Annotated in this window: 15 protein-coding genes; 12 read left to right on the top strand and 3 right to left on the bottom strand. The window is 73.1% G+C overall.

Annotated elements, in window-relative coordinates; all coding sequences use genetic code 11:
- The first annotated feature begins 4 nt into the window (after positions 1-4).
- The 8 genes from WME85_RS24510 to hypE are packed head-to-tail and all read left to right on the top strand — an operon-like array spanning position 5 to position 7585.
- On the top strand, positions 5-781 hold the full coding sequence (locus WME85_RS24510) for an oxidoreductase (protein ID WP_437841481.1): 777 nt from the start codon (positions 5-7) through the stop codon (positions 779-781).
- A complete protein-coding gene (locus tag WME85_RS24505) occupies positions 771-2075 on the top strand; it encodes a Ni/Fe hydrogenase subunit alpha (RefSeq protein ID WP_437841479.1) in 1305 nt (434 codons plus the stop codon). The genes WME85_RS24510 and WME85_RS24505 overlap by 11 nt, the downstream gene beginning before the upstream one ends.
- Entirely contained in the window at positions 2072-2542 is a 471-nt protein-coding gene (locus tag WME85_RS24500; RefSeq protein WP_437841477.1) for a hydrogenase maturation protease, read from the top strand. Before WME85_RS24505 ends, WME85_RS24500 begins: the two co-directional genes overlap by 4 nt.
- A 4-nt stretch (positions 2543-2546) precedes the next feature.
- On the top strand, positions 2547-2888 hold the full coding sequence (locus WME85_RS24495) for a hydrogenase maturation nickel metallochaperone HypA (RefSeq protein ID WP_437841475.1): 342 nt from the start codon (positions 2547-2549) through the stop codon (positions 2886-2888).
- 2 nt (positions 2889-2890) lie between these two features.
- Positions 2891-5206: a carbamoyltransferase HypF gene (hypF, locus tag WME85_RS24490; RefSeq protein ID WP_437841472.1), complete on the top strand. Its 2316-nt coding sequence runs from the start codon at positions 2891-2893 to the stop codon at positions 5204-5206.
- Positions 5207-5208: 2 nt separating this feature from the next.
- Positions 5209-5454 (top strand): HypC/HybG/HupF family hydrogenase formation chaperone, encoded by a 246-nt coding sequence (locus tag WME85_RS24485; RefSeq protein WP_437842346.1) that lies wholly within the window; start codon positions 5209-5211, stop codon positions 5452-5454.
- Positions 5451-6560, top strand: a complete 1110-nt coding sequence (hypD, locus tag WME85_RS24480) for a hydrogenase formation protein HypD (RefSeq protein ID WP_437841470.1) — start codon at positions 5451-5453, stop codon at positions 6558-6560. The genes WME85_RS24485 and hypD overlap by 4 nt, the downstream gene beginning before the upstream one ends.
- The gene (hypE, locus tag WME85_RS24475; RefSeq protein WP_437841467.1) at positions 6557-7585 is read left to right on the top strand and encodes a hydrogenase expression/formation protein HypE; all 1029 of its coding nucleotides are present in this window, start codon (positions 6557-6559) and stop codon (positions 7583-7585) included. Before hypD ends, hypE begins: the two co-directional genes overlap by 4 nt.
- Positions 7586-7757: 172 nt before the next feature.
- On the opposite strand, the gene WME85_RS24470 is transcribed toward hypE, so the two are convergent.
- Positions 7758-13829, bottom strand: coding sequence for an AAA family ATPase (locus WME85_RS24470; RefSeq protein WP_437841464.1), 6072 nt, complete (start codon positions 13827-13829; stop codon positions 7758-7760).
- Between the two features lie 64 nt (positions 13830-13893).
- Positions 13894-14880 (bottom strand): response regulator, encoded by a 987-nt coding sequence (locus WME85_RS24465; protein ID WP_437841462.1) that lies wholly within the window; start codon positions 14878-14880, stop codon positions 13894-13896.
- 442 nt (positions 14881-15322) lie between these two features.
- Between WME85_RS24465 and WME85_RS24460 the strand changes: the two genes are divergently transcribed.
- The 4 genes from WME85_RS24460 (at position 15323) to WME85_RS24445 (ending at position 20890) form a co-directional block, all read left to right on the top strand.
- Positions 15323-15991 (top strand): hypothetical protein, encoded by a 669-nt coding sequence (locus WME85_RS24460; RefSeq protein ID WP_437841460.1) that lies wholly within the window; start codon positions 15323-15325, stop codon positions 15989-15991.
- A 213-nt stretch (positions 15992-16204) separates the two neighbouring features.
- On the top strand, positions 16205-17134 hold the full coding sequence (locus tag WME85_RS24455; protein WP_437841458.1) for a hypothetical protein: 930 nt from the start codon (positions 16205-16207) through the stop codon (positions 17132-17134).
- A 748-nt stretch (positions 17135-17882) separates the two neighbouring features.
- On the top strand, positions 17883-19871 hold the full coding sequence (gene tkt, locus WME85_RS24450) for a transketolase (RefSeq protein ID WP_437841455.1): 1989 nt from the start codon (positions 17883-17885) through the stop codon (positions 19869-19871).
- A gap of 80 nt (positions 19872-19951) precedes the next feature.
- Positions 19952-20890, top strand: a complete 939-nt coding sequence (locus WME85_RS24445) for an AEC family transporter (protein ID WP_437841454.1) — start codon at positions 19952-19954, stop codon at positions 20888-20890.
- Positions 20891-20917: 27 nt separating this feature from the next.
- Here WME85_RS24445 and WME85_RS24440 read toward each other — a convergent pair whose 3' ends face one another.
- On the bottom strand, positions 20918-21226 hold the full coding sequence (locus WME85_RS24440) for an acyl carrier protein (RefSeq protein WP_437841451.1): 309 nt from the start codon (positions 21224-21226) through the stop codon (positions 20918-20920).
- Positions 21227-21409: the final 183 nt, after the last annotated feature.

Genomic DNA, 21409 nt, shown 5'->3' with positions numbered 1-21409 from the left:
CGCCATGGCGCGCCCCGCGAAGCCGAAGCTCGCCGTGTGGAAGTTCGCCTCGTGCGACGGCTGCCAGCTCAGCGTCCTCGACCTCGAGGACGAGCTCCTGTCGCTCGCCGCCGCGATCGACATCGCCTACTTCAAGGAGGCCACGAGCCTCGAGGGCGCGGGGCCGTTCGACCTGTCGCTGGTCGAGGGGTCGATCACCACGCCCGCCGACGCCGAGCGGATCATCGAGGTCCGGCGGCTGTCGAAGGCGCTCGTCACGATCGGCGCCTGCGCCACGGCCGGGGGCATCCAGGCGCTGCGCAACTTCGCGAATGTACGGGAGTTTCTGTCGGTCGTGTACGCCTCGCCCGCGTACATCGAGACCCTCGCCACCTCCACGGCGATCGCCGACCACGTCCCCGTCGACTTCGAGCTGCGCGGCTGCCCGGTGAACAAGCGCCAGCTCCTGGAGGTGATCAGCGCCTTTGTCCACGGGCGCCGTCCCAGCATCGCGAGCCACAGCGTCTGCGTCGAGTGCAAGATGCGCGGCAACGTGTGCGTGATGGTGACCGGGACGCCTTGCCTCGGCCCGGTGACGCACGCGGGCTGCGGCGCGCTCTGCCCGACCTACCAGCGCGGCTGTTACGGCTGCTTCGGGCCGATGGAGGCGCCGAACATGGAGTCGCTCTCGCGCGCGTTCCTGGCGGCGGGCGTGCCGGAGCGCGACCTCGTGCGGCTCCACCGCACCTTCAACGCGAACGCCCCGGCGTTCCGCGCGGAGAGCGAGCGGCATGAGCGGTGAGGTGCGCACGATAGCGGTCGACTACCTCGCCCGCGTCGAGGGCGAGGGCTCGCTGACGCTCGTGATCGAGGACGGGCGGGCGAAGGAGGCGCGCCTGTCGATCTTCGAGCCCCCGCGGTTCTTCGAGGCGTTCCTCCGCGGCCGGGGCTACGCGGAGGCGCCCGACATCACGTCCCGCATCTGCGGCATCTGCCCGGTCGCATACATCACGAGCGCCTGCCGCGCGATGGAGGACGCGCTCGGCGTCGAGCTCGGCCCGGAGCTCCGCGCGCTCAGGCGCCTCCTCTACTGCGGCGAGTGGATCGAGAGCCACGCCCTGCACGTCTTCCTGCTGCACGCGCCCGATTTCCTCGGTTACCCGGACGCGGTCGCGATGGCGCGCGACCACCGCGACTGGGTCGCGAAGGGCCTCGCCATCAAGAAGGCGGGCAACGCCATCGTCGCGCTCCTCGGGGGCCGGGAGATCCACCCCGTCAACGCCCGCGTCGGCGGCTTCTACAGCGCGCCGTCCCGCGCGGAGCTCGAGCGCCTGCTCCCCGAGCTCCGCGCCGGGCGCGAGCACACGCGCGCGTGCCTCTCCTGGATGGCGACGCTGCCGTGCCCGGAGCTCGAGCGGCCCTACGAGTTCGTCGCGCTCCGCAGCGATGACGTGTACGCGATCGCCGAGGGGCGCCTCGTCTCCTCGGGCGGGCTCGACATCGAGGTGCGCGCGTACGACGCGCATTTCGTCGAGGAGCAGGCCCCCTGGTCGACCGCGCTGAGGTCCCGGATTCGCGGCAGAGGCAGCTACCTGTGCGGCCCGCTCGCGCGCTTCAACCTGAGCTTCGATCGCCTGCTCCCCGAGGTCCAGGACGCGGCGCGCGCTGCCGGCCTCGCCGTCCCGTGCCGCAACCCGTTCCGGAGCCTGCTCGTGCGCCTCGTGGAGATCCTGCAGGCGTTCGAGGAGTCGATCCGGATCATCGACGCGTACGCGCCCCCGCCGGCGCCGTTCGTCCCGCCCCCGGCGCTGCGCGCCGGTACGGGCCACGGCGGCTCCGAGGCGCCGCGCGGCTTCCTGTACCACCGCTACGCGCTCGACGCCGACGGGACGATCCTGGACGCGAAGATCGTCCCGCCCACGTCGCAGAACCAGCGCTCGATCGAGGAGGACCTCTGCGCGCTCTCGCCGTCGCTCGCGTCGCTGCCGCACCGCGAGGCGACCGCGCGCGCCGAGCAGGCCGTGCGCAACCACGACCCCTGCATCTCCTGCGCGACGCACTTCCTCACCCTGCGCGTCGAGGAGGCGCGGCGATGACCGCGCGGATCATCGGGCTCGGTCAACGGGCTGCCGGGGATGACGCCGCCGGGCTCGCCGTGCTCGAGGCGCTGCGTCGCCAGGGGCTGCCCGGCGACGCGGAGCTCGTCGAGGCGAGGGACGCGAGCGCGCTCGTCTCGCTCCTCCAGACGCCCGCGACGGTCGTGGTCGTCGACGCCGTGCTCGCGTCGCCGTCCGGTGAGGTGCTCGATCTCTCGCCCTCGGACCTCGCCGCCGGCGCGCCCGTCCCGGTCTCGACGCACGGCCTCGGCGTGGCGCAGGCCATCGAGCTCGCGCGCATCGCGGCGCCGGACCGGCTGTCGCCGGACATCCGCATCGTCGGCGTGAGCATCGGCAGACCTCGCCGCCCGGAGCCCCGAGCGCTGGCCGAGCTCGACCTGTCGCCCGAGGTGACCGCGGCGGTCCCCCGGGCTGTCGCCCGCGTCCTCTCGTTCCTCGGAGGGTGAGCCCGTGCACGAGTCGTCCATCGCCAGGCAGCTGCTCTCCGCCGCGCTGGACCGCGCCGCGGCCGATGGGGCAACGCGGGTCCTCTCGGTGCGCGGCTGGGTGGCCGAGGCCGAGGCGCTCTCGCCGGCGAGCCTCTCGCTCCACTTCGCGGCGCACGCGCGCGGCACGCCGGCCGAGGGGGCGCGCCTCGATCTCCGGCTCCTGCGCGTCGAGGCGCGCTGCCTCTCCTGCGGCGTCACGTACGCGCCCGACCATCACGTGCTGCTCTGCCCGCGCTGCGGCGGCGACCAGGCGACGCTCCTCGGGCGCCTGGGGCTCGGCCTCGACGCCCTGGAGGTCGAATAGCCATGCCGCGCCTCGCGCTCCGCGTGCAGGGCGTCGTGCAGGGGGTGGGCTTCCGGCCCCTCGTGTACCGGCGAGCGTCCGCGCTCGGCCTGGGCGGCTGGGTGCGGAACCGCCCCGGCGGGGTCGAGATCGAGGTGCAGGGGCCGGAGCGCAGCCTCCACGCCTTCGTCACGGGCCTGATCTGCGAGCCCAGCGCCCCCGCGCGCGTGGAGCGCATCGAGATCGAGCCGCGGGCCGAGGAGGAAGCCGGTCCGTTCCAGATCCTCGGCAGCGAGGCGGCGAGCGGGGCGCGCCCGTCGGTGCCCGGGGATCTCGCCGTCTGCGAGGCGTGCGCCCGCGAGGTGGACAGCGAGACCGGCCGCCGCCGCGGCTATCCCTTCACGAGCTGCGCGCAGTGCGGACCCCGCTACACGATCCTCTCGGGGCTCCCGTACGACCGGGCCAGGACCACGATGGAGCGCTTCGCGATGTGCCCTGCGTGCGCCGCGGAGTACGAGGACCCGTCGGACAGGCGCTTCCACGCGGAGCCCATCGCCTGCCCGGCGTGCGGCCCGCGCGTCGAGCTCGTGACCTCCGCCGGAGACCCGATGGAGCCGAGCCTCGGGGGCTCCGGGTCGCCTGACGGCGCGCTCCGCGAGGCCGCGGCCGCGGTGCGGGCGGGGAGGGTGGTCGCCGTGAAGGGGCTCGGCGGATTCCACCTGCTGGTCGACGCGACGTCGCCGGACGCGGTCGCGCTCCTGCGCTGGCGGAAGCGCCGCGACGCCAAGCCGTTCGCCGTGATGTTCGGCTCGCTCGACGCCGTGCGGGACGCCTGCCGCGTGTCTCCCGCGGAGGCGGGCGCGCTGCTCGGCCCCGAGGCGCCGATCGTGCTGCTGCGGCGGCTCGCGCCCGCCGCTGCGCGGGTCGCCATCGCCGGCGCGGTCGCGCCGGGCATGGCGCGCCTGGGGGCGCTGCTCCCCTACACGCCGCTCCACCGGCTGGTGCTCCAGCTCGTCGGGCGCCCCGTGGTCTGCACGAGCGGCAACCTCTCGGACGAGCCGATCTGCATCGACACATCGGACGCGCTGGAGCGCCTGGGCGGCGTCGCCGACCTGTTCCTCGTGCACGACCGGCCCATCGCTCGCCCCCTCGACGACTCGGTGGCCCGCGTCGGGCCGGCCGGCATCGAGCTCCTCCGCCGCGCGCGCGGGTTCACCCCGCTGCCGCTCCCGCTGCGGGTCACCGCCCCGCCGATCCTGGCCCTCGGCGGCCACCTGAAGAGCACGACGGCGCTCTTCTTCGACGGCCAGGTGGTCGTCAGCCAGCACCTCGGCGACGCGCACACCGCGGAGGGCGCCGCGCTCATCGAGCGCACGGCGCTCGACCTCGCGCGCCTGTTCCGGGTGCGGCCGGAGCGCGTCGCCTGCGACCTTCACCCCGACTACGCGGGAAGCCGCATCGCCGAGCAGCTCGCGGCGGCCTTCCGTGCGCCGCTCTTCCGGGTACAGCACCACCACGCGCACGTCGCCGCCTGCATGGCCGAGCACGGCCTCGACGGACCGGTCCTCGGCCTCGCGTGGGACGGCGCCGGCTACGGGCTCGACGGCACCCTCTGGGGCGGCGAGGCGCTGGTCGTGGACGGGGCGTCTTTCCGCCGCGCGGCGCATCTTCGCTCCTTCCCGCTGCCGGGCGGCGAGCGCGCCATGAGGGAGCCGCGCCGCTCCGCGCTCGGGCTGCTCTGGGAGCTCCACGGCGAGGGCGCCCGGGACCCTGCGCGCGCCTGGTTCCGCGAGGCCGAGCTCGGCCCGCTGCTCCGTATGCTCGCGCGCGGGACGGGCTCGCCGCGCACCACCAGCGTGGGGCGCCTGTTCGACGGGGTGGCGGCGCTCGCGGGCCTGCGCGGGGCGGCAAGCTTCGAGGGGCAGGCCGCGATGGAGCTCGAGTGCCTGGCCGAGGCGGCCGGCGAGCGGGCGGGCTATCCGCTGCCGGTGCGCGCCGGCGCGCCGGGGGAGCCGGCGGTGATCGACTCCGGTCCGCTGATCGACGCGGTGCTGGGCGACCGGCGCGACGGTGCGCCGCCCGGCGTCATCGCGGCCCGCTTTCACGGGGCGCTCGTCGACGTCGCCGAGGCGCTCGCCGCCGCGAGCGGCCTCGGGCGCGTCGTGCTCTCGGGCGGGTGCTTCCAGAATGCGCTCCTCGCCGCGTGGATCCGCGAGCGCCTCGCCGCGCGGGGCGTCGAGGTCTACACGCCGAGGCTCTACCCGCCGGGCGACGGCGGCCTGTCGCTCGGCCAGGTCTTCGTGGCCGCGCGGCGCGGCGCAGACCTGGTGGAGGCGTGACGATGTGCCTCGGCGTCCCCGGCAAGGTCCTCGGCGTCACGGGGGGCGACCTCCGGCTCGGCCGCGTCGCCTTCGGCGGGATCGTCAAGGAGATCTGCCTGGCCTACGTGCCGGAGGCGGAGGCCGGCGACTACGTGATCGTGCACGCGGGCTTCGCCATCAGCCGCATCGACGAGGCATCGGCGCGGCGGACGCTCACCTACCTCGATGAGCTCGGCGCGGCGCGCGGAGGGGAGGATCCGCGGTGAGGTTCATCGACGAGTACCGCGACGCGCAGCGCATCGGGCCGTACGTGGAGGCGATCCGGCGGGTGGTCTCGCGCCCCTGGTCGATCATGGAGGTCTGCGGCGGTCAGACGCACGCCATCGTCCGCTTCGGCCTGGACGAGCTCCTGCCCCCGGAGATCTCGCTCCTGCACGGCCCCGGCTGCCCGGTGTGCGTCACGCCGGTCGAGCTCATCGATCGCGCGCTCGAGATCGCCTCGCGCCGCGAGGTCACGTTCTGCTCGTTCGGCGACATGCTGCGTGTCCCCGGCTCGAGCGACGACCTGTTCGCGGTGAAGTCGAGGGGCGGCGACGTGCGCGTCGTCTACTCGCCGCTCGACGCGCTCGCGCTCGCCGAGCGCCTGCCGGACCGTGAGGTCGTCTTCTTCGCGGTCGGCTTCGAGACCACGGCGCCCGCGAACGCGATGGCGGTGTTCGAGGCGCGGCGGCGCGGCATCCGGAACTTCTCGCTCCTCGTGTCGCACGTGCTCGTCCCGCCGGCGATGGAGGTGATCCTCCGGTCGCCGGATCGGCGCGTCGACGGGTTCCTCGCGGCGGGCCACGTCTGCACGGTGATGGGCGTCGACGCCTACCGTCCGCTTGCCGCCGAGCACCGCGTCCCCATCGTGGTCACGGGCTTCGAGCCGATGGATATCCTCCAGGGCATTCTCATGTGCGTCCGGCAGCTCGAGGAGGGCCGCGCCGAGGTGGAGAATCAGTATGCCCGCTCGGTGCGCGAGGCCGGCAACGAGGCCGCGCAGCGCATGATCGGGGAGGTCTTCGAGGTCGTGCCCCGGACCTGGCGGGGCATCGGGCCCATCGCCCGGAGCGGGCTCGGGCTCCGGGCGCCGTACGCGGACCACGACGCGGAGCGGCGGTGGGCGCCGTCGGGCGACCCGGAGCCCCGCAGGTTGAACACCTGCAAGAGCGGCCTCGTGCTCCAGGGGATCCTCAAGCCGCCGGACTGCCCCGCGTTCGGCGTGCGCTGCACGCCGGAGACCCCGCTGGGCGCCACGATGGTCTCCGCGGAGGGCGCGTGCGCGGCCTACTACCGTTACCGGAGGGCGGACCCACCGTGCGGTTCGAGATGAGCTGTCCTGCGCCGCTGCGCGGAAGGACCATCCAGCTCGCCCACGGGGGCGGCGGGCGGCTCATGCGTGAGCTCATCGAGCAACTCTTCCTGCCCGCCTTCGACAGCGGTCCTCTCTCGGCCCGTCACGACGGCGCCGTGGTGCGGCTCGGCGGCGCGTCGCTCGCGTTCACGACCGACACCTACGTCGTGCATCCGCGGTTCTTTCCCGGAGGAGACATCGGCAAGCTGTCCGTCTACGGCACGGTGAACGACCTGGCCGTGACGGGCGCCCGGCCCGCTTACCTGAGCGCCGGCTTCATCGTGGAGGAGGGGTTGCCCATCGGCGAGCTCCAGCAGATCGCGCTGTCGATGCGCGCCGCCGCGGACGCGTGCGGGGTCGAGCTCGTGACGGGCGACACCAAGGTGGTCGATCGGGGCAAGGGAGATGGGCTGTTCATCAACACCGCCGGCATCGGCGTGATGCGCGACGGCGTGGCGATCGCGCCCCGCCGGGTCCGGCCGGGCGACGCCGTCCTCGTGTCCGGCGACGTGGGGCGGCACGGGATCGCGGTGCTGTCCGTGCGTGAGGCGCTGGCGTTCGAGGAGCCCGTGGAGAGCGACTGCGCGCCGGTCGAAGGCCTCACGGCGGCGCTGCTCGGGTCGGGGGTCGACGTCCACTGCCTGCGGGATCCGACCCGCGGCGGGCTCGCGGCCGTGCTCAACGAGATCGCGCTCGACGCGGGCCTCCACGTCGAGGTGGAGGAAGCGCAGATCCCCGTGGAACCAGCGGTCCTCGGGGCGTGCGAGCTGCTCGGGCTCGACCCGCTCTACGTGGCGTGCGAGGGCCGGCTCGTCGCGTTCCTGCCGGAAGCGCAGGCGGAGCGCGCCCTGGCGAGCCTGCGCGACCACCCGCTCGGCCGTGGCGCCGCGCGCGTCGGTCGGGTCGTCGGCGAGGGGAGGGGGAGCGTCGTCCTGAGGACCCGGCTCGGGACCCGGCGCACGCTCGATCTGCTCTCTGGCGAGCAACTCCCGCGCATCTGCTGAGACCGCGGGGCGAAGGCCAGGCTGGCGGTGTCACGATGAACGCGGCGCTCAGCGGCCGAATAGCCCTTTGCATGCATTCATGCCTGCGTCCCCCCCAGGTCAAGCCGGGGGCTCTGGACCTCCAGCGGCCCTGTCGCGATCGGGGGACCCGCGCGACCCGACCCAGGTCGGGTTACGTCGAACTTTGCGGAACCGCCTGACCGTCGACCCGGGCCGAGGCGCCCGGCGTGTACGCAATGACAAACTCCCGCAGCTTCCGGGTCTGGTAGCCGCGCGCGAGCGTCATGAGCTGATCGAGCCAGGGCCTGAAGCGGGGGTCGTGCTGTCGTATCCGCTCCGCCTCATCCAGGATCTTGTGGACGAGCCCCTTGTTCGCGAGCGCCAACAGGAGGGCCAGCTCGTCGGCCGGAGGCGGCGCCAGGGGCCCGCTCCCCGTGGCCCCCTCTGCCGGCGCACCCCGAGCGGGCGACTCCTCGCGGCGGAGCCACTCGATGCCCAGCAAGCGCGATATACTGTCCAGGAGCGCGCTCGCGTGGATGGGCTTGGGCAGGAAACCATCGCAGCCGGCGCGGGCGCACTGCTGCTGCTCGGCCTCGGACACGCTCGCCGACGAGGCCAGGATGACGACCCCCCGCAGCTCGGGCATGAGCCGGAGGCGGCGCGTGGTCTCGTGGCCATCCATCCCCCGCATGTACACGTCCATCAGGATGAGCGCCGGCGCGTGCAGGGCGGCCATGCGCAGCGCCGCTTCGCCGCTGTCCGCCTCGTGGAGCTCGAAGCCAAGCGGGCCGAGGAACCCGCGCGCGACGGCGCGGTTGTCGGCGTTGTCGTCCACGATCAGTATCGTGCGGCGCTCCCCGCGATAGCCCACGATCGTGTCCCACCCCCGGGCCTCGCCCGGGCTCGCCGTCCATCGAGCGTCGGATTGCGCCCCGGATTGCGCCTCGGTTTGCGCCTCGGATTGCGCCTCGGCGAGCGGGAGCGTCACCGTGAAGGCGCTGCCCGCGCCGACCTCGCTCCGCACCTCGATCGCGCCGCCCATCTGGTCCACGAGCTTCTTCGTGATCGCGAGGCCGAGCCCCGTGCCCTCGCTCCTCGCGCTCGCCGCGCCCACCTGCTCGAACGGCTCGAAGATGCGCGACAGGTGCTCCGGCGCGATCCCAGGGCCCGTGTCCTCGACGCGGAAGCGCACGAGCCGCCCCGCAGGGACGCTCTCCTCCAGCACCTCGATATGGAGCGACACGCCCCCCCGCTCGGTGAACTTGATGGCGTTGCCGAGGAGGTTCAAGAGCACCTGCATCAGCCGCTTCTCGTCGGCGCGGACCGCCTGGAGCGCGGGGCCGCGCACCTCGTCGGCGAACGCGATCCCCTTGGCCTCAGCGCGCACCCGGCACAGGTCGGCCACCGTGCGCGCGAGCGCGGGCAGCCGGAACTCCGTCAGGACCGAGTCCATCTTGCCCGCCTCGATCTTGGCGAGGTGCAAGAGGTCATTGATCAGCGAGAGCAGGTGCTCGCTCGATTTCTGGATGACGTGCAGCCCGTCGCGCCACGCCGGCTGGAGTTCGGGCGATCGCTCCAGGAGCTGGGCATAGCCCATGATCCCGTTGAGCGGGGTGCGCAGCTCGTGGCTCATGCTGGAGAGAAAGTCGCTCTTGGCCTGGCTGGCGCGCTCCGCCGCCTCCTTGGCGATGCGGAGCTCGACGGTGCGCTCCTTGATCTTGTCCTCCAGGTCCCGGTAGAGGAGGGCGTTCTCCACGGCGATGGCGGCCTGCGCGGCGAGCACCGACAGGAGCTCCACCCGCCGCTCGGGGAACGCCGCCGGCGCCTCGCGGTGCTCGAGGTAGAGCACGCCGAGGAGGCGCCCTCGGTGCGACAGCGGGAGCGCCAGCAGCGAGAGGACGTGGCGCGAGGCCAGGTACGGATCGGCCGCGAAGCGGGCGTCGGCCCTGGCGTCGTCCACCACGACCGGCTCGCTCGTGCGCGCCACGTAGTGCGCGACGGTCCTCGCCACCTCGCGGCTCCGCGAGAGCGGCTCGGAGAGGCCCGTCTCGATCCGGCCTCCCTCCACCGAGAGCCGCGCCACGACCGAGAGCTCTTCTCCCGAGACGAGCATCAGGACGCCGCGCTGCGCCCCCGCGCTCTCCAGCACGAGCTCCATCAGCCGGCCGACGACCCGCTCCGGGTCGAGCTCGCTCGACAGCGCCTGCGCCGCGCGCACCGCGGTGTTCACGTCGAGCTGCGCGCCGCCGGTGCCGCCCGTGGTCGTCAGCGTGGCGAGGCCCCCCGTCGTGAGGCGGCGCTCGGCCACCGCGGGCATCGCGGGCGCCGACGGCTGCGCCGGCGCGCGGAGCAGGGCGGGCCACCGCGCCTCCAGGTGGGCCACCACGGCGTGCGCGTCCCAGCGGAGGTAGGCGTCCCTGGCCTCGCGCAGGTACACCCCGGCGATACGGCTCCGGCCCGCCGCGAGGTGGAACTCGGCGCACAGCTGCGCGGCGAGGGCCTCGATGTGGACGAAGCGCTGCGCGCGAGCCAGCTCGATGGCCTCGTCGTACCTGGCCATCGCCTCGTCGGTCCTGCCCTGCACGCGGGCGTCCTCGGCCTCGAGGAGGCGCAGCTTGTGCAGGAAGTTGTGCGCGCTCCCCTCGGCGAAGTACCGGAGCCGCGCGAGGCCTTGCTCGATTTCCTCGCGGAGCCTGGCCCGCTCCTCCGCGTCCGTCGCCTCCGGCCAGCGCTTCGCGGCCGCGAGCGCGAGCCAGAGCGGCACGTCGGTCACCGGCGGAAAGCCGAAGATGGACATGCGGAACTGCTCGGCCTCGCGAGCCCGCGAGAGCGCCATCGGGTACGCGCCGGCCACGATGAACAGGTGCGCCTCGAGGATGCGCGCCAGCTCGGCGGCCATCCCGTCCCCGTCGGCCAGCAGGGAGCGCGACCCTCGTGCAAACGGCTCCTCCGACCGGAGCCTCCCCGCGCCGCCCGCGGTCATCAGGGCGTCGCACCACGAGGCGATCGCCTCGAAATAGTGGGCCCCGAGCGCGGTCCCCGCGCGCTGCACGAGCCCCGAGCGAGCCGCCCGGTGCGCCTCGATCTGCCCGAGCGGCTGGCCGCGCCACACCCGGTAATAGAACAGATCGCCCTCCAGGCCCCAGCTCGTCCCCTGGAACGAGCCGACCTTCAGGCCTGTCGCGCAGGTCCGCTCGAAGATGGGCCCCATCTCGTCCGCGGGGCGGGAGTAGGCCGTGTACTGCCCCTGGAACGACAGGCACTCTGCCAGGAAGGGCGACGCGACCCGCTCGGCCGCGCGCACCCCCGGGCCGACCCAGCACGCGGCGCGACGGTACATGCCCCTGGTCAACGACCACACGTTCGCGAAGCAGACGATGATGAACGGAGCGACAGGCGTGAGCGCGCCGTGCCGCCGCACCCTCAGCACGGCGCGCACGATCACGAGCCCCGACAGGATCGGGTGACCGCCGATCGCCGCGCACACCATGAGGTGCATCGTCAGCGCGTCGACGAGCACGTGCTCCGGGGATGGATCGAGGGGCATCCGATCGAACGCGTCCGGGTCGCGCTCGAACCATCGATCCAGCTCGGCGGACTCCTCGAGGACCGCGGCGCCGCGCGCCTCGTCCGTGCCCGGAAAGACGATGTCCTGCTCCGCGAGCGCGGCGAGCCCCAGCTCCACCCCGCGCGCGAACTGGCCTGCTGCCTGGCAGCTGCGGACGCGCAGCTCGTGCACCGAGAGCCGGGCGAGCGCCGGCAGCGGCATCGCGAGCAGCCGCAGGGACCGCGCCTCGACGTCGTCGAACTCCCGCAGCAGAAAGGCCGCCTCGAGCCGCTCCAGCGCGAGCTCGGCGGACAGCTCCGGCTGCTCGCTCCACGCGTCGTCGTCCGCGTCCAAGAGCGCCTGGGCCGTCTCCGCGAGGCTCGCCAGGAGCCGGTGCGAGCTCGCCGCCTTGGCGGCGCGCGCTGCCTCGAGGTTCAGCCGCGCCAGCGCCTCGCGCTCCTCCGCGGAGTCCATCCGCGCCGAGCCCAGGTTCAGGTGCCGCACGAGCACCAGGAGCTCTTGCGGTGTGCCCCCCTCGGCCGCGTAGCGCGCCCGGAGCCGCCGGCCGATCTCCAGGTGCGCGAGGACGCGCTGCTCCGGCGCGACCCGCTCGTAGCTCGCCTGTTGCACGCGGTCGTGCAGGAAGCGGTACTCCGCGTCCAGCGCTCCGCCTCCTGCCTGCCCCAGCGCCTGCGCGGGCCGGTAGTCTCCGTCGGCCGGCACCACCAGCTCCTCCTGCATGGCGGGCCACAGCGCCCCGGTCACCCGGGCGCGCTCCCACCCGCTGAGCCGCTCCAGGTCGTGGAGGTGGAACGTGTGCCCCGCGCACGCCGCGAGCCCGAGCAGCTGCTGGGTCGCCTCGGGCATCTCGCGCACCTTGTCCGTCAGGAGGGCGACGACGTTGTCGGTGACCTGCGCCTGCTCCAGCTCCCTTTGCTCCCAGCGCCACGCGCCGCTCTCCGGGTCCCTGGCCACCTTGCCCTGCCTGTGCAGGGAGAGCAGCAGTTGCTCCATGAAGAACGGGTTTCCTCGCGTCTTTTGCCACAGCACCCGCGCGAGCGGCGCCGCCCGCGGCTCGCCGCTGTCCAGCGCCCGCGCCACCCACGCTCTCACGTGCTCTTCCGGCAGGGGGCTCACCGACATCCTCGACACCTTCGCCCCGCTCTCTTCCACCGACGCCACGAGCTGCCACAGCGGGTGCTCGGGGGGCGCCTCGTTGTCGCGGTACGCCGCGATCACCAGGAGCGCTCTCCGCTCCGCGTCCGTCAGCAGCGTCTTCAGGATCTCCAGCGTGGCGCTGTCGGCCCACTGCATGTCGTCGAGGAACATCACGAGCGGCGCGTTCGGGGTCGTGACCGCCCGCACGAAGCTCAGCCAGGTGAGCCGCTGGCGGGCCAGCACCTGCTCGCCCTGCACCGGCGGCACGGGCGCGAGCTTGCCCATGATCAGGTCGAGCTGCGGCACCACGTCGGCGATGAGCCGCGCGTTGTCGCCCACGTCGCCCCTGATGCGCTCCCGCCATGCCCTGAGCACCGGCTCCGGGCTCGCCAGCCACTGCTGCATCACCGCCCCGAACGCCTGCGCCATCGCCGCGTAGGGCGTCGATCGCGCGAGCTGGTCGTGCTTGCCCGAGATCAAGAGCCCGCGCCCCGCCTGCGCGATGTCCCTGTATACGGTGCGCACCAGCGCCGTCTTGCCGATGCCGGACGGGCCGCCGATGAGCACGAGCTCCGCCGCCCCCGCGGCGGCGCGGGCGAACGACGCGCCCAGCAGAGCGCGCTCGTGCTCTCGCCCGACGAGGACGTCGGGCAGCCGCAGCCTGCGCGAGAAGTCCCTGTCCCCGAGCGGGAACCGCGCCACCGTGCCGTGCTCGCGCCACGCCTGGAGCGCGCGCTCCAGGTCCTCCGCTGTCCCCCTGGCCGTCTGGTAGCGCCGCTCGACGTTCTTCGCGAGGAGCCTCTCCACGATCGCCGCGACGCCGGGAGGCACCTCCGGGGCGACCTCGTCGAGGGCAGGGGGCTCCTTGGCCAGGTGCGCGTGTACCAGCGCCAGCGGGTCGCGCTCGGTGAACGGCAGCCGCCCCGAGAGCGCCTCGAAGAGCGTCACGCCGAGCGAGTAGAGGTCGGTGCGCGTGTCGAGCGCCCGCGCCGTGCGGCCCGTCTGCTCCGGTGACATGTACGCGAGTGTCCCCTCGAGCCCTTCAGGGACGCTCGCCGCCGTCGCCTCCAGCGGCAGCGACGAGGCGATGCCGAAATCGAGCAGCTCGACCTGCGTGTACGCCGCGTCGACGAGCACGTTCTGAGGTTTGATGTCCTTGTGCGTCACGCCCGCGGCGTGCACGGCCTCGAGGACCCGCGCGAGGAGCGCTCCCAGCCTCAGCCCCGCCTCCACCGGCAAGCGCCCGCGCTCGGCGAGCACGCGGTCGAGCGACCGGAAGCCCGGGTCCTCGAGCACCAGCCCGACCGCGCCGTCCTGCTGCAAGAGCTCCCGCGCCCGCGCGATCCCCGACACCGCCCCGAGCTGCGTCAGGATGTGGTGCTCGTGCAGGATGCGCCCTGTCACGCGCGAGCTCGGCGCGTCCGCCACGGGGAGCTTGAGGACCACCCTGTCGCCGGAGGGGCGATGGACGGCGCGGCACACGCGCGTCTCGGCCCCTTCGTGCAGCACCTCGCCCACGGCGTAGTCTCTCGGATGCATCCCGGTTCAGCTCCTCTTTCGGGTCCGGCGGAGATGCCGGGCGAGCAATGGATTCACCTGGTCATCAGCGCACGCGCGCGCGCTGGCCGCGACGGCGGGTGCGCAGCGCGTGCTCCACGCCCGACTGCAGGGTGGCCTTCGTCGCGACGTGTTCGAGGTGCAGGTCGAGCCCCACGAGCGTCTGCGCCACCTCGGGGCGGATGCCGGTGACGACCGTCCGCGCGCCGAGCAGAGAGAGCCCCATCGACGCTTGCACGAGCATGCGCGCGACGGTCTCATCGACCGTCTTGACGCCGGTGATGTCGATGATGAGATGGTCCGCGCCGCGCTCGCTCGCGCCGCGCAGCGCCGTCTCGATAGCTTGCCTGGCGCGCTCGACGTCCACCGTGCCGACGAGGGGCATCACGAGGATACCGTCGATGATCGGGATGAGCGGCGCGGAGAGCTCGAGGAGCCGCTCCCGCTGGGCCGCGATGATCTGCTCCTGGAGCGCGCCCCTTTCGGCCTCGGCGCGCTCGCTCTGCGACAGCTGCTGCGAGAGCTGCGCGTTGGTGTCGCGCAGCATCCGCACGGCCTCGGCCAGCGCCTCCTCGGCCCTGGCGCGCTCCCGGATCTCCTCCGAGAGCCTCGTGTTCTGCTGCTCCAGCGCCCGCGTCGCGCGCCGGAGCGAGACCTGGGTGTGCACCCGCGCGAGGAGCTCGGTCTTCTCGAACGGCTTGGTCACGTAGTCCACGGCGCCCGCGCGAAAGCCCTCGACCCTGAACTTCGCCTCGGCGAGCGCCGTCATGAACACGACGGGGATGCTCCGCGTCGCTGGATCGGCCTTGATTCGCCGGCATGCCTCGAAGCCGCCGAGGCCGGGCATCAGCGCGTCGAGCAAGATGAGATCGGGCTGAGCGCGGCTGGCCAGCTCGATCGCCTCCTCACCGTCGCACGCGACGGCGACCTCCAGGCCCTCAGCGATGAGCGCGCCGGACAGCACGTCCAGGTTGTCCGCGTTGTCGTCTACGATGAGGACGAGCCCAGAAGGCGGCGTTTCTTGCTCTTGCATGGATCTCTGCCGGTCTCAACATGCCTGGACGAGCCTCCTGCGCCCGGTCGGCGACTTCCACAGGCCGGCGAGCGAGCAGACGCGTACAGTGTGAGGTGGCAGCCCTGTCACAGGAAATTTCCCCCCTGGCTTCTTCCTCTGATACCACGGGATGGTCGGCCTTGGCACACGTTTTGTCGGCAGCGGAGGAGAGGGAGGGCTGCGTCGCGCGGGCTATCCCCATCGGTGTACGCGCCAGGTGGGCGCTCTCCGCCAATGTGCCATGTCGTCACGCCGCGCTCGCGCGCCCGTCGTGGAGCAGGATGGCGCGGCTGGCTCGCGGAGCCGATTCGCACGTCGTGAGCTCCCGCACGAGCACAGGACGCCGGACCTGCGCGAGGGCAGCAACACCGCCATTGGCGGCTGATGCTCAGGGTGAGGCGGAGGAGATCGAGGAAGGACGATGAGAATGAGAGTTCATTGCGTGCTGATCGCCGTCGCAGTGGCGCTGTTCGGGTGCGGTGAGGTGAGCACGGGCGGCGGGGCGGACACGGGCGGCGGAGCAGATACGGGCGGCGCGGCGGGTACGGGCGGCGGGGCGGACACGGGCGGCGGAGCAGGTACGGGCGGCGGAGCAGGTACGGGCGGCGCGGCGGGTACGGGCGGCGGGGCGGGTACGGGCGGCGCGGCGGGTACGGGCGGCGCGGCGGGTACGGGCGGCGGGGCGGACACGATACTCACGCTCGATCACGAGCCCATGGCGCTGGAGCAACCTGCCACGGCGCACGTGACGCTCTGGGGTTACGATCAATACGTTGCTGACGCGAGCGCCACCGCGGTCGCGCGCTACACATTCGAGGTCGAGGCGTTGCCGGTCGACCTCGCGCTCGATATCCCGGATGATCCTCACACGCTGATCAATCAGGGGTTCGGGCCGGTCGAGCGCTCGCGCGCGCGGTTCTACTTCTCGTCGCTCGCGATCGACGTCGGCAGCGACGGGCAGATCTGCGAGAACGACTTTGTGCAGGACTACGATCGAAGCGATTTCATGTCGTTCGCGATGGAGCCGCCGGCGGCGCACAGGATCTTCGTGAAGGAGTCCGGCTCTGAATGCAGACCGGTCGATCGATAGCCAACCGACCGAGGTTGAGCGACCCGACCGAGGTTGAGCGACCCGACCGAGGTTGAGCGAGCGACCCAGCGACCCAGGTTGAGCGCGACCGCGCGGGTGGCGCTACCGCCACCGCCATGGCGCCGCCACCTGCCGGTGCGCGCGCCGCCCCCCGGATTGCCCTGATCTGGGCTTCCCGAACCCCTGGTACACGATCTGCCATGGGCGCCGCGCATGGGAGACGCCGACATCACCTTGCGCCACCTCGCCCGACGGCGCCCCGAGGACCTGGTCCGCGCCCTCGTCCCCGAGGCCCGCCCCATCGAGGTCCTCGGCTGGGTCGACAGCCAGGTCACGAACATCGAGCGCCGCCTCGACAAGGCCCTGCGCCTGCGGGTCGGCGGCGAGCCGCGGGTGCTGCACGTCGAGTTCTGCTTCGCGCTCCGCGACGACGTTCCGGATCGCATCTTCGAGTACCTCGGCTTCCTCTTCGCCGCGCTCCGGCTCGAAGCCCCCGGTGAGCCGGTGCCGCCGATCGAGAGCGTCGCCGTGGTCCTGTCGGGTCGCAGGCGGCGCTTGCCTGCGACCGGAAAGCGCCCGATCGCCTGGCCGGGGCGGCCGTTCAGCGGCGCGCGCTTCCGGATCGACGCCGTGTACCAGCGCACGGTCGGCGAGCTCCGGGCGCGCGGGAGCGTGCTCTGGCTGGTGTTCGCCCCGCTCGCGCGCAACGCGACGGCGGCGGCGCTGCGGGAGATCATTTCGGAGATCCAGGTGGGCGCGAAGACCGCCGAGGAGCGGGCCGAGCTGTACACGGCGCTGCTGGTGATGGCGGCGATCGACCCCTGGGGGCATAATCTGCTGAAGGAGCTGATCATCATGGTGGAGGACAAGGAAGAGGGGTTGCTCCGGCGCACGCCGATCATCGGAGAGCTGATCATCGAGGCCGAGCAACGAGGAGAGCAACGCGGGGAGCAGAAGGCGATCGCGGCTTTGCTCGGCCGCCTCTTTGCGCGGCGGCTCGGGAGGCGCCCGACGAGCGACGAGGAGCGACTGATCGTCGAGCGAGCCCGCGCGATCGGCTCGGGCGAGGTCGAGGACGCCTTGCTCGATCTCGAAGGTGAAGCGCTGATTCGCTGGCTCGCGGAGCCGATTCGCACGTCGTGAGCTCTCGCGTCGTTCGCTGTCGAGCCTCCGGAGGAGCACCGGGTCTTCGTCGAAGAGTCCGGCTCTGAGTGCAGACCGATCGATCAATAACCAATCATCAGGTACCCGGCGACTCCACCCACCATGGGCCGGCACCGGAGCCACCATCGAAATCAGACGCTGGATGAGCTGCGCGCCGTGGACCGGCACGCTGCCGCCTGCGCCGGTGATTGAGCGCTGCCCGGCGGCGCTCCAGGCTGGCAGCACAGCGCGGCCCAGGCAGCGTAGCGCGCGCCAGCCTGGCGCGGACGAAGGCGGCGGACGCCACGGGATCGCCGCGGGGGGTCTGGAGGTCCGCCGAGGGGGTCTGGAGGTCCGCCGAGGGGGTCTGGAGGTCCGCCGAGGGGGTCTGGAGGTCCGCCGAGGGGGGTCTCGAGGTCCGCCGAGGGGGTCTCGACCACCGCGCCGACCCTGTCGCGCGACCTCGAGACCCCGGATCGCGGTCGCGGGAGCCCTCTCTCGGGGCGCGCGACCGCGAAGGTGCGGTCGGCCGGGCGCCGAGCGCGATCTCCAGGCTCTCCGTGCGGAAGGCGCGACCCGGGCGCGCTTTCGCCCGAGCGCCGAGCGCGTTCCGCCTCCACCCGGGCGGGCATCCACCGACCGGGCGCTCCCGCCGAGGAGCCCTCGAGGCGCACCACGCGCCGGGGCGCGCAGGGGGAAGGTGCGCGAAGTGGCGCGCTTCGCGGCGAAGTAGGTTAGAGTGCGCGCCATGCCTGATTTCGCCAAGCTCGCCGCCGCGGCCTCGATCGCCCGCGGCCTCGCCATGGACGCCGTCCACGCCTGCTCGTCCGGTCACCTCGGCCTGCCGCTCGGGGCCGCCGAGATCGGCGCCGCCCTCTATGGCGACCTCCTCCGCCACGACCCGAGCGAGCCGCACTGGCTGAACCGCGACCGGTTCATCCTGTCGGCCGGCCACGGCAGCATGTTCCTGTACGGCTGGCTGCACCTCGCGGGATACCCGGTGTCGCTCGACGACGTCCGCCGCTTCCGACAGTGGGAGTCGAAGACGCCCGGCCACCCGGAGTACCACTACACCGAGGGCGTCGAGGCGACGACAGGCCCGCTGGGTCAGGGCGTGGGCAACGCCGTGGGGCACGCGGTGGCCGCGAAGATGCTGGCCGCCCGCTACAACACGCAGGAGCACAAGATCTTCGATCTCAACGTCTACTGTCTCGCCGGCGACGGCTGCCTCCAGGAGGGCGTCGCCGCCGAGGCGGCCGCATTCGCGGGGCACTTCAAGCTCGACAACCTGATCGTCATCTACGACGCCAACGACGTCACCCTCGACGCGATGGCCGTGAAGACCCAGAGCGAGGACACGGGCAAGCGCTTCGAGGCCTATGGCTTCGAGGTGCTCCGCGTCGAGAAGGGCAACGACCTCGAGGCCGTGCACAAGGTGCTCAGCCAGGCGCGCGCGTCGAAGAGCGGCAAGCCGAAGTTCGTCGTCGTCCACACGCTGATCGGCAAGGGGATCCCGGAGGTCGCCGGCACGCAGAAGGCGCACGGCGAGGGCGGCGCCAAGTTCGTCGACCAGGCGCGCAAGAACCTCGGGCTGCCCCCGGAGCACTTCTACGTGAGCGAGGAGGTCAAGCAGTTCTTCGCGAAGCGCAAGGAGGAGCTCGGCAAGGCGCGCGCGGCGTGGGAGTCGACCTTCCAGGCCTGGCGCGAGAAGAACCCGGAGCTCGCCCGGCAGCTCGAGGAGGGCACCTCGCGGAAGGTGCCCGCGGACCTCGACGCGCGCGTCCCCGCGTTCGCCGCCGGCACCAAGGTCGCGACGCGCAAGGCAGGCGAGACCGTGCTGCAGGCGGTCGCCGAGGCGGTGCCCGCGCTCATCGGGTCGAGCGCCGATCTCTACGGCTCGACGTTCAACTACATCGCGTCGAGCACCGACTTCGATCCGGAGCACTGGGGCGGCCGGAACATCCGCGCCGGCATCCGCGAGCACGGGATGGGCGCGATCATGAACGGCATCGCCTACCACGGCGGCCTGCGCCCGAGCGGCGCGACGTTCCTCGTGTTCGCGGACTACCTGCGGCCGAGCATCCGCCTGGCCGCGCTGTCGCACCTGCCGGTCATCTACGTCTTCACGCACGACTCGGTGGGCGTGGGCGAGGACGGGCCGACGCACCAGCCGGTCGAGACCGTGGCCGGGCTGCGCGCCATCGTCGATCTCGACGTCATCCGGCCGGCGGACGCCGAGGAGACGGCCGGCGCGTGGATCGCGGCGCTGGAGCGCACCGACGGGCCGACCGTCCTCGCGCTCACGCGGCAGGCCGTGCCGTTCCTGCCGGGCGACGCGGCGGCGAAGCGCGAGGGCGTCCGGCGCGGCGCCTACGTGCTCGTCAAGGAGACGGCGGCGCTCGAGACGATCCTCATCGCGACGGGCAGCGAGGTGCAGCACGCGGTCGAGGCCGCGAAGAAGATCGGCCCCGGCGTCCGCGTCGTGTCGATGCCGTGCGTCGAGCGGTTCGCGCGCCAGGACCGCGTCTACCAGGAGGCCGTGCTGCCGGCCTCGTGCGCCCGGCGCGTGTCCATCGAGGCCGGCGTCACCTTCGGCTGGCACAAGTGGGTGGGCTCGAAGGGGCTCGCCCTCGGCATCGACCGCTACGGCACGAGCGCCCCCGGCGACATCGTGATGGACCGGCTGGGCATGAACGCTCAGGCCGTCGTGCAGGCGGTGCAGGACCTCGTGCCCTGAACGCCGCGCCCCGTGACGCGCGGGCCGGTGGAACGGCCGAGACCGCTGGACGTCCCTCCTCTCCGAGCTAAAAGCCGCCCGTGCCGTCGGGCGATCTGATCACGCAGCTCCTTGCTCTGTTCGCGGTGCTCGGGGTCGGCGTGCTCCTGCGCGCGCTCGGCCGCAGCGGCCAGGCCGACGCGGCCGTGCTGAACCGGCTCGTCATCGACGTCACCACGCCCGCGCTGATCGTCTCCGTGCTGCGCCGCTCCGGCATCGGTCACGGCGCGTGGGGCGCCGTCGCCGCCTCGACGACCGCGCTCTTCGCGTGCGCCCTCGCGGGCATCGCGGTCGCGCGCGCGCTCGGCCTCCCGCGCGCCGCGCAGGGCGCCGCGGGCCTCGTCGGCAGCTTCTCCAACACCGGGTTCCTCGGCGTCCCCGTCGTGCTCGCCCTGTACGGGCAGGCGGGCGGCGCGGCGGGGACGGCGATCCTCGTCGACAGCATCGTCACGACGCTGATGCTCTGGACCTTCGGCGTCGCGCTCGCCGCGCGCATGGGCGCGGGCGGCGACGTGGACGCGCGCGGCGTGCTCAGGGTGCTCCTGCACCCCAACGTGCTGTCGATCGCCGCCGGCCTCGCCCTCCACGCCCTGCCGATCCCGCTGCCGGCGTGGGTGGAGCGCGCGCTCGACGCGCTCGGGAGCGCGACCCCGACCCTCGTGTTCCTCGCGCTCGGCCTGAGCCTCGACCTGCGCTCGCTGCGCGGCCGGGTGCGGCCGCTCGTGGCCGTCGCCGCGGTGAAGCTGCTCCTGGCCCCCGCGGTCGCGCTCGGCGCGGCGCTCGCGCTCCGCCTCGAGCGGCCCACCTCCGAGGTGGCGGTCCTGCAGTCCGCCATGCCGACCTCGATGGTCTCCGTGATCATCGCCGCGCGGTACGGCTGCGACGGCCAGTTCGCCGCGGCCACCGCGGTCGTGACGACGCTCGGGGCGCTGGCGAGCCTGCCGGTCGTGATCGAGGCGCTGCGCCGCCTGCTCCCGTGACGTCGGGGGACGGCGGGCAAGGCCCCTTCACCCGGCGATCACCGCCCGAGGCGCCGCCTCGAGAGCGCGGGGCGTTCGCCGTGCGATCTCCGTCACGAGCGCCACGAGCGCGGTCACCGTCCGGGCCTCGATGAAGGCGCCGTCGGGGATCGAGATGCCGAACTCTTCTTCCAGCGAGACGAGCAGATCGAGCGCCGCGGGCAGGCTGATACCGATCGTCTTGAACAGATCGGCGTGCCCAGGCAACGCCTCGGGGTGCTCCGATCTGGCCAGCCGCGCGACGATCGCGCGCACCTTCGCTTCGGCGCGCCGCGCCGCCCTTTCAGGAATGTGCATGATCCTGCCCCCCAGCAGGACAAGCGCAGCAAACCACGCTCGCCGGAACAGCGCAGAGTATGGTCAGCCTGACGGATGTCGCAAGCGCGACGACCTCCAGCGCTCAGGCCCTCTGTCTGTCTGTCTATCTGCCTGCCTGCCAGCGCGCCCGCGCGCCCACGCGACGCGGGTGGTGGCCCAATT

This window comes from Sorangium sp. So ce1153 (genome assembly GCF_051521595.1).
In the GTDB taxonomy this organism is placed as follows: domain Bacteria; phylum Myxococcota_A; class Polyangia; order Polyangiales; family Polyangiaceae; genus Sorangium.
Note: the sequence above shows the minus strand (reverse complement) of the source record. Positions and strands in the feature narration are given on the sequence as shown.

Coding starts and splice junctions, on each gene's coding strand:
- WME85_RS24510 (WP_437841481.1), top strand. CDS start 5: ATGGCGCGCCCCGCGAAGCCGAAGCTCGCCGTGTGGAAGTTCGCCTCG.
- WME85_RS24505 (WP_437841479.1), top strand. CDS start 771: ATGAGCGGTGAGGTGCGCACGATAGCGGTCGACTACCTCGCCCGCGTC.
- WME85_RS24500 (WP_437841477.1), top strand. CDS start 2,072: ATGACCGCGCGGATCATCGGGCTCGGTCAACGGGCTGCCGGGGATGAC.
- hypF (WP_437841472.1), top strand. CDS start 2,891: ATGCCGCGCCTCGCGCTCCGCGTGCAGGGCGTCGTGCAGGGGGTGGGC.
- WME85_RS24485 (WP_437842346.1), top strand. CDS start 5,209: ATGTGCCTCGGCGTCCCCGGCAAGGTCCTCGGCGTCACGGGGGGCGAC.
- hypE (WP_437841467.1), top strand. CDS start 6,557: ATGAGCTGTCCTGCGCCGCTGCGCGGAAGGACCATCCAGCTCGCCCAC.
- WME85_RS24470 (WP_437841464.1), bottom strand. CDS start 13,829: ATGCATCCGAGAGACTACGCCGTGGGCGAGGTGCTGCACGAAGGGGCC.
- WME85_RS24465 (WP_437841462.1), bottom strand. CDS start 14,880: ATGCAAGAGCAAGAAACGCCGCCTTCTGGGCTCGTCCTCATCGTAGAC.
- WME85_RS24460 (WP_437841460.1), top strand. CDS start 15,323: ATGAGAATGAGAGTTCATTGCGTGCTGATCGCCGTCGCAGTGGCGCTG.
- WME85_RS24455 (WP_437841458.1), top strand. CDS start 16,205: ATGGGAGACGCCGACATCACCTTGCGCCACCTCGCCCGACGGCGCCCC.
- tkt (WP_437841455.1), top strand. CDS start 17,883: ATGCCTGATTTCGCCAAGCTCGCCGCCGCGGCCTCGATCGCCCGCGGC.
- WME85_RS24440 (WP_437841451.1), bottom strand. CDS start 21,226: ATGCACATTCCTGAAAGGGCGGCGCGGCGCGCCGAAGCGAAGGTGCGC.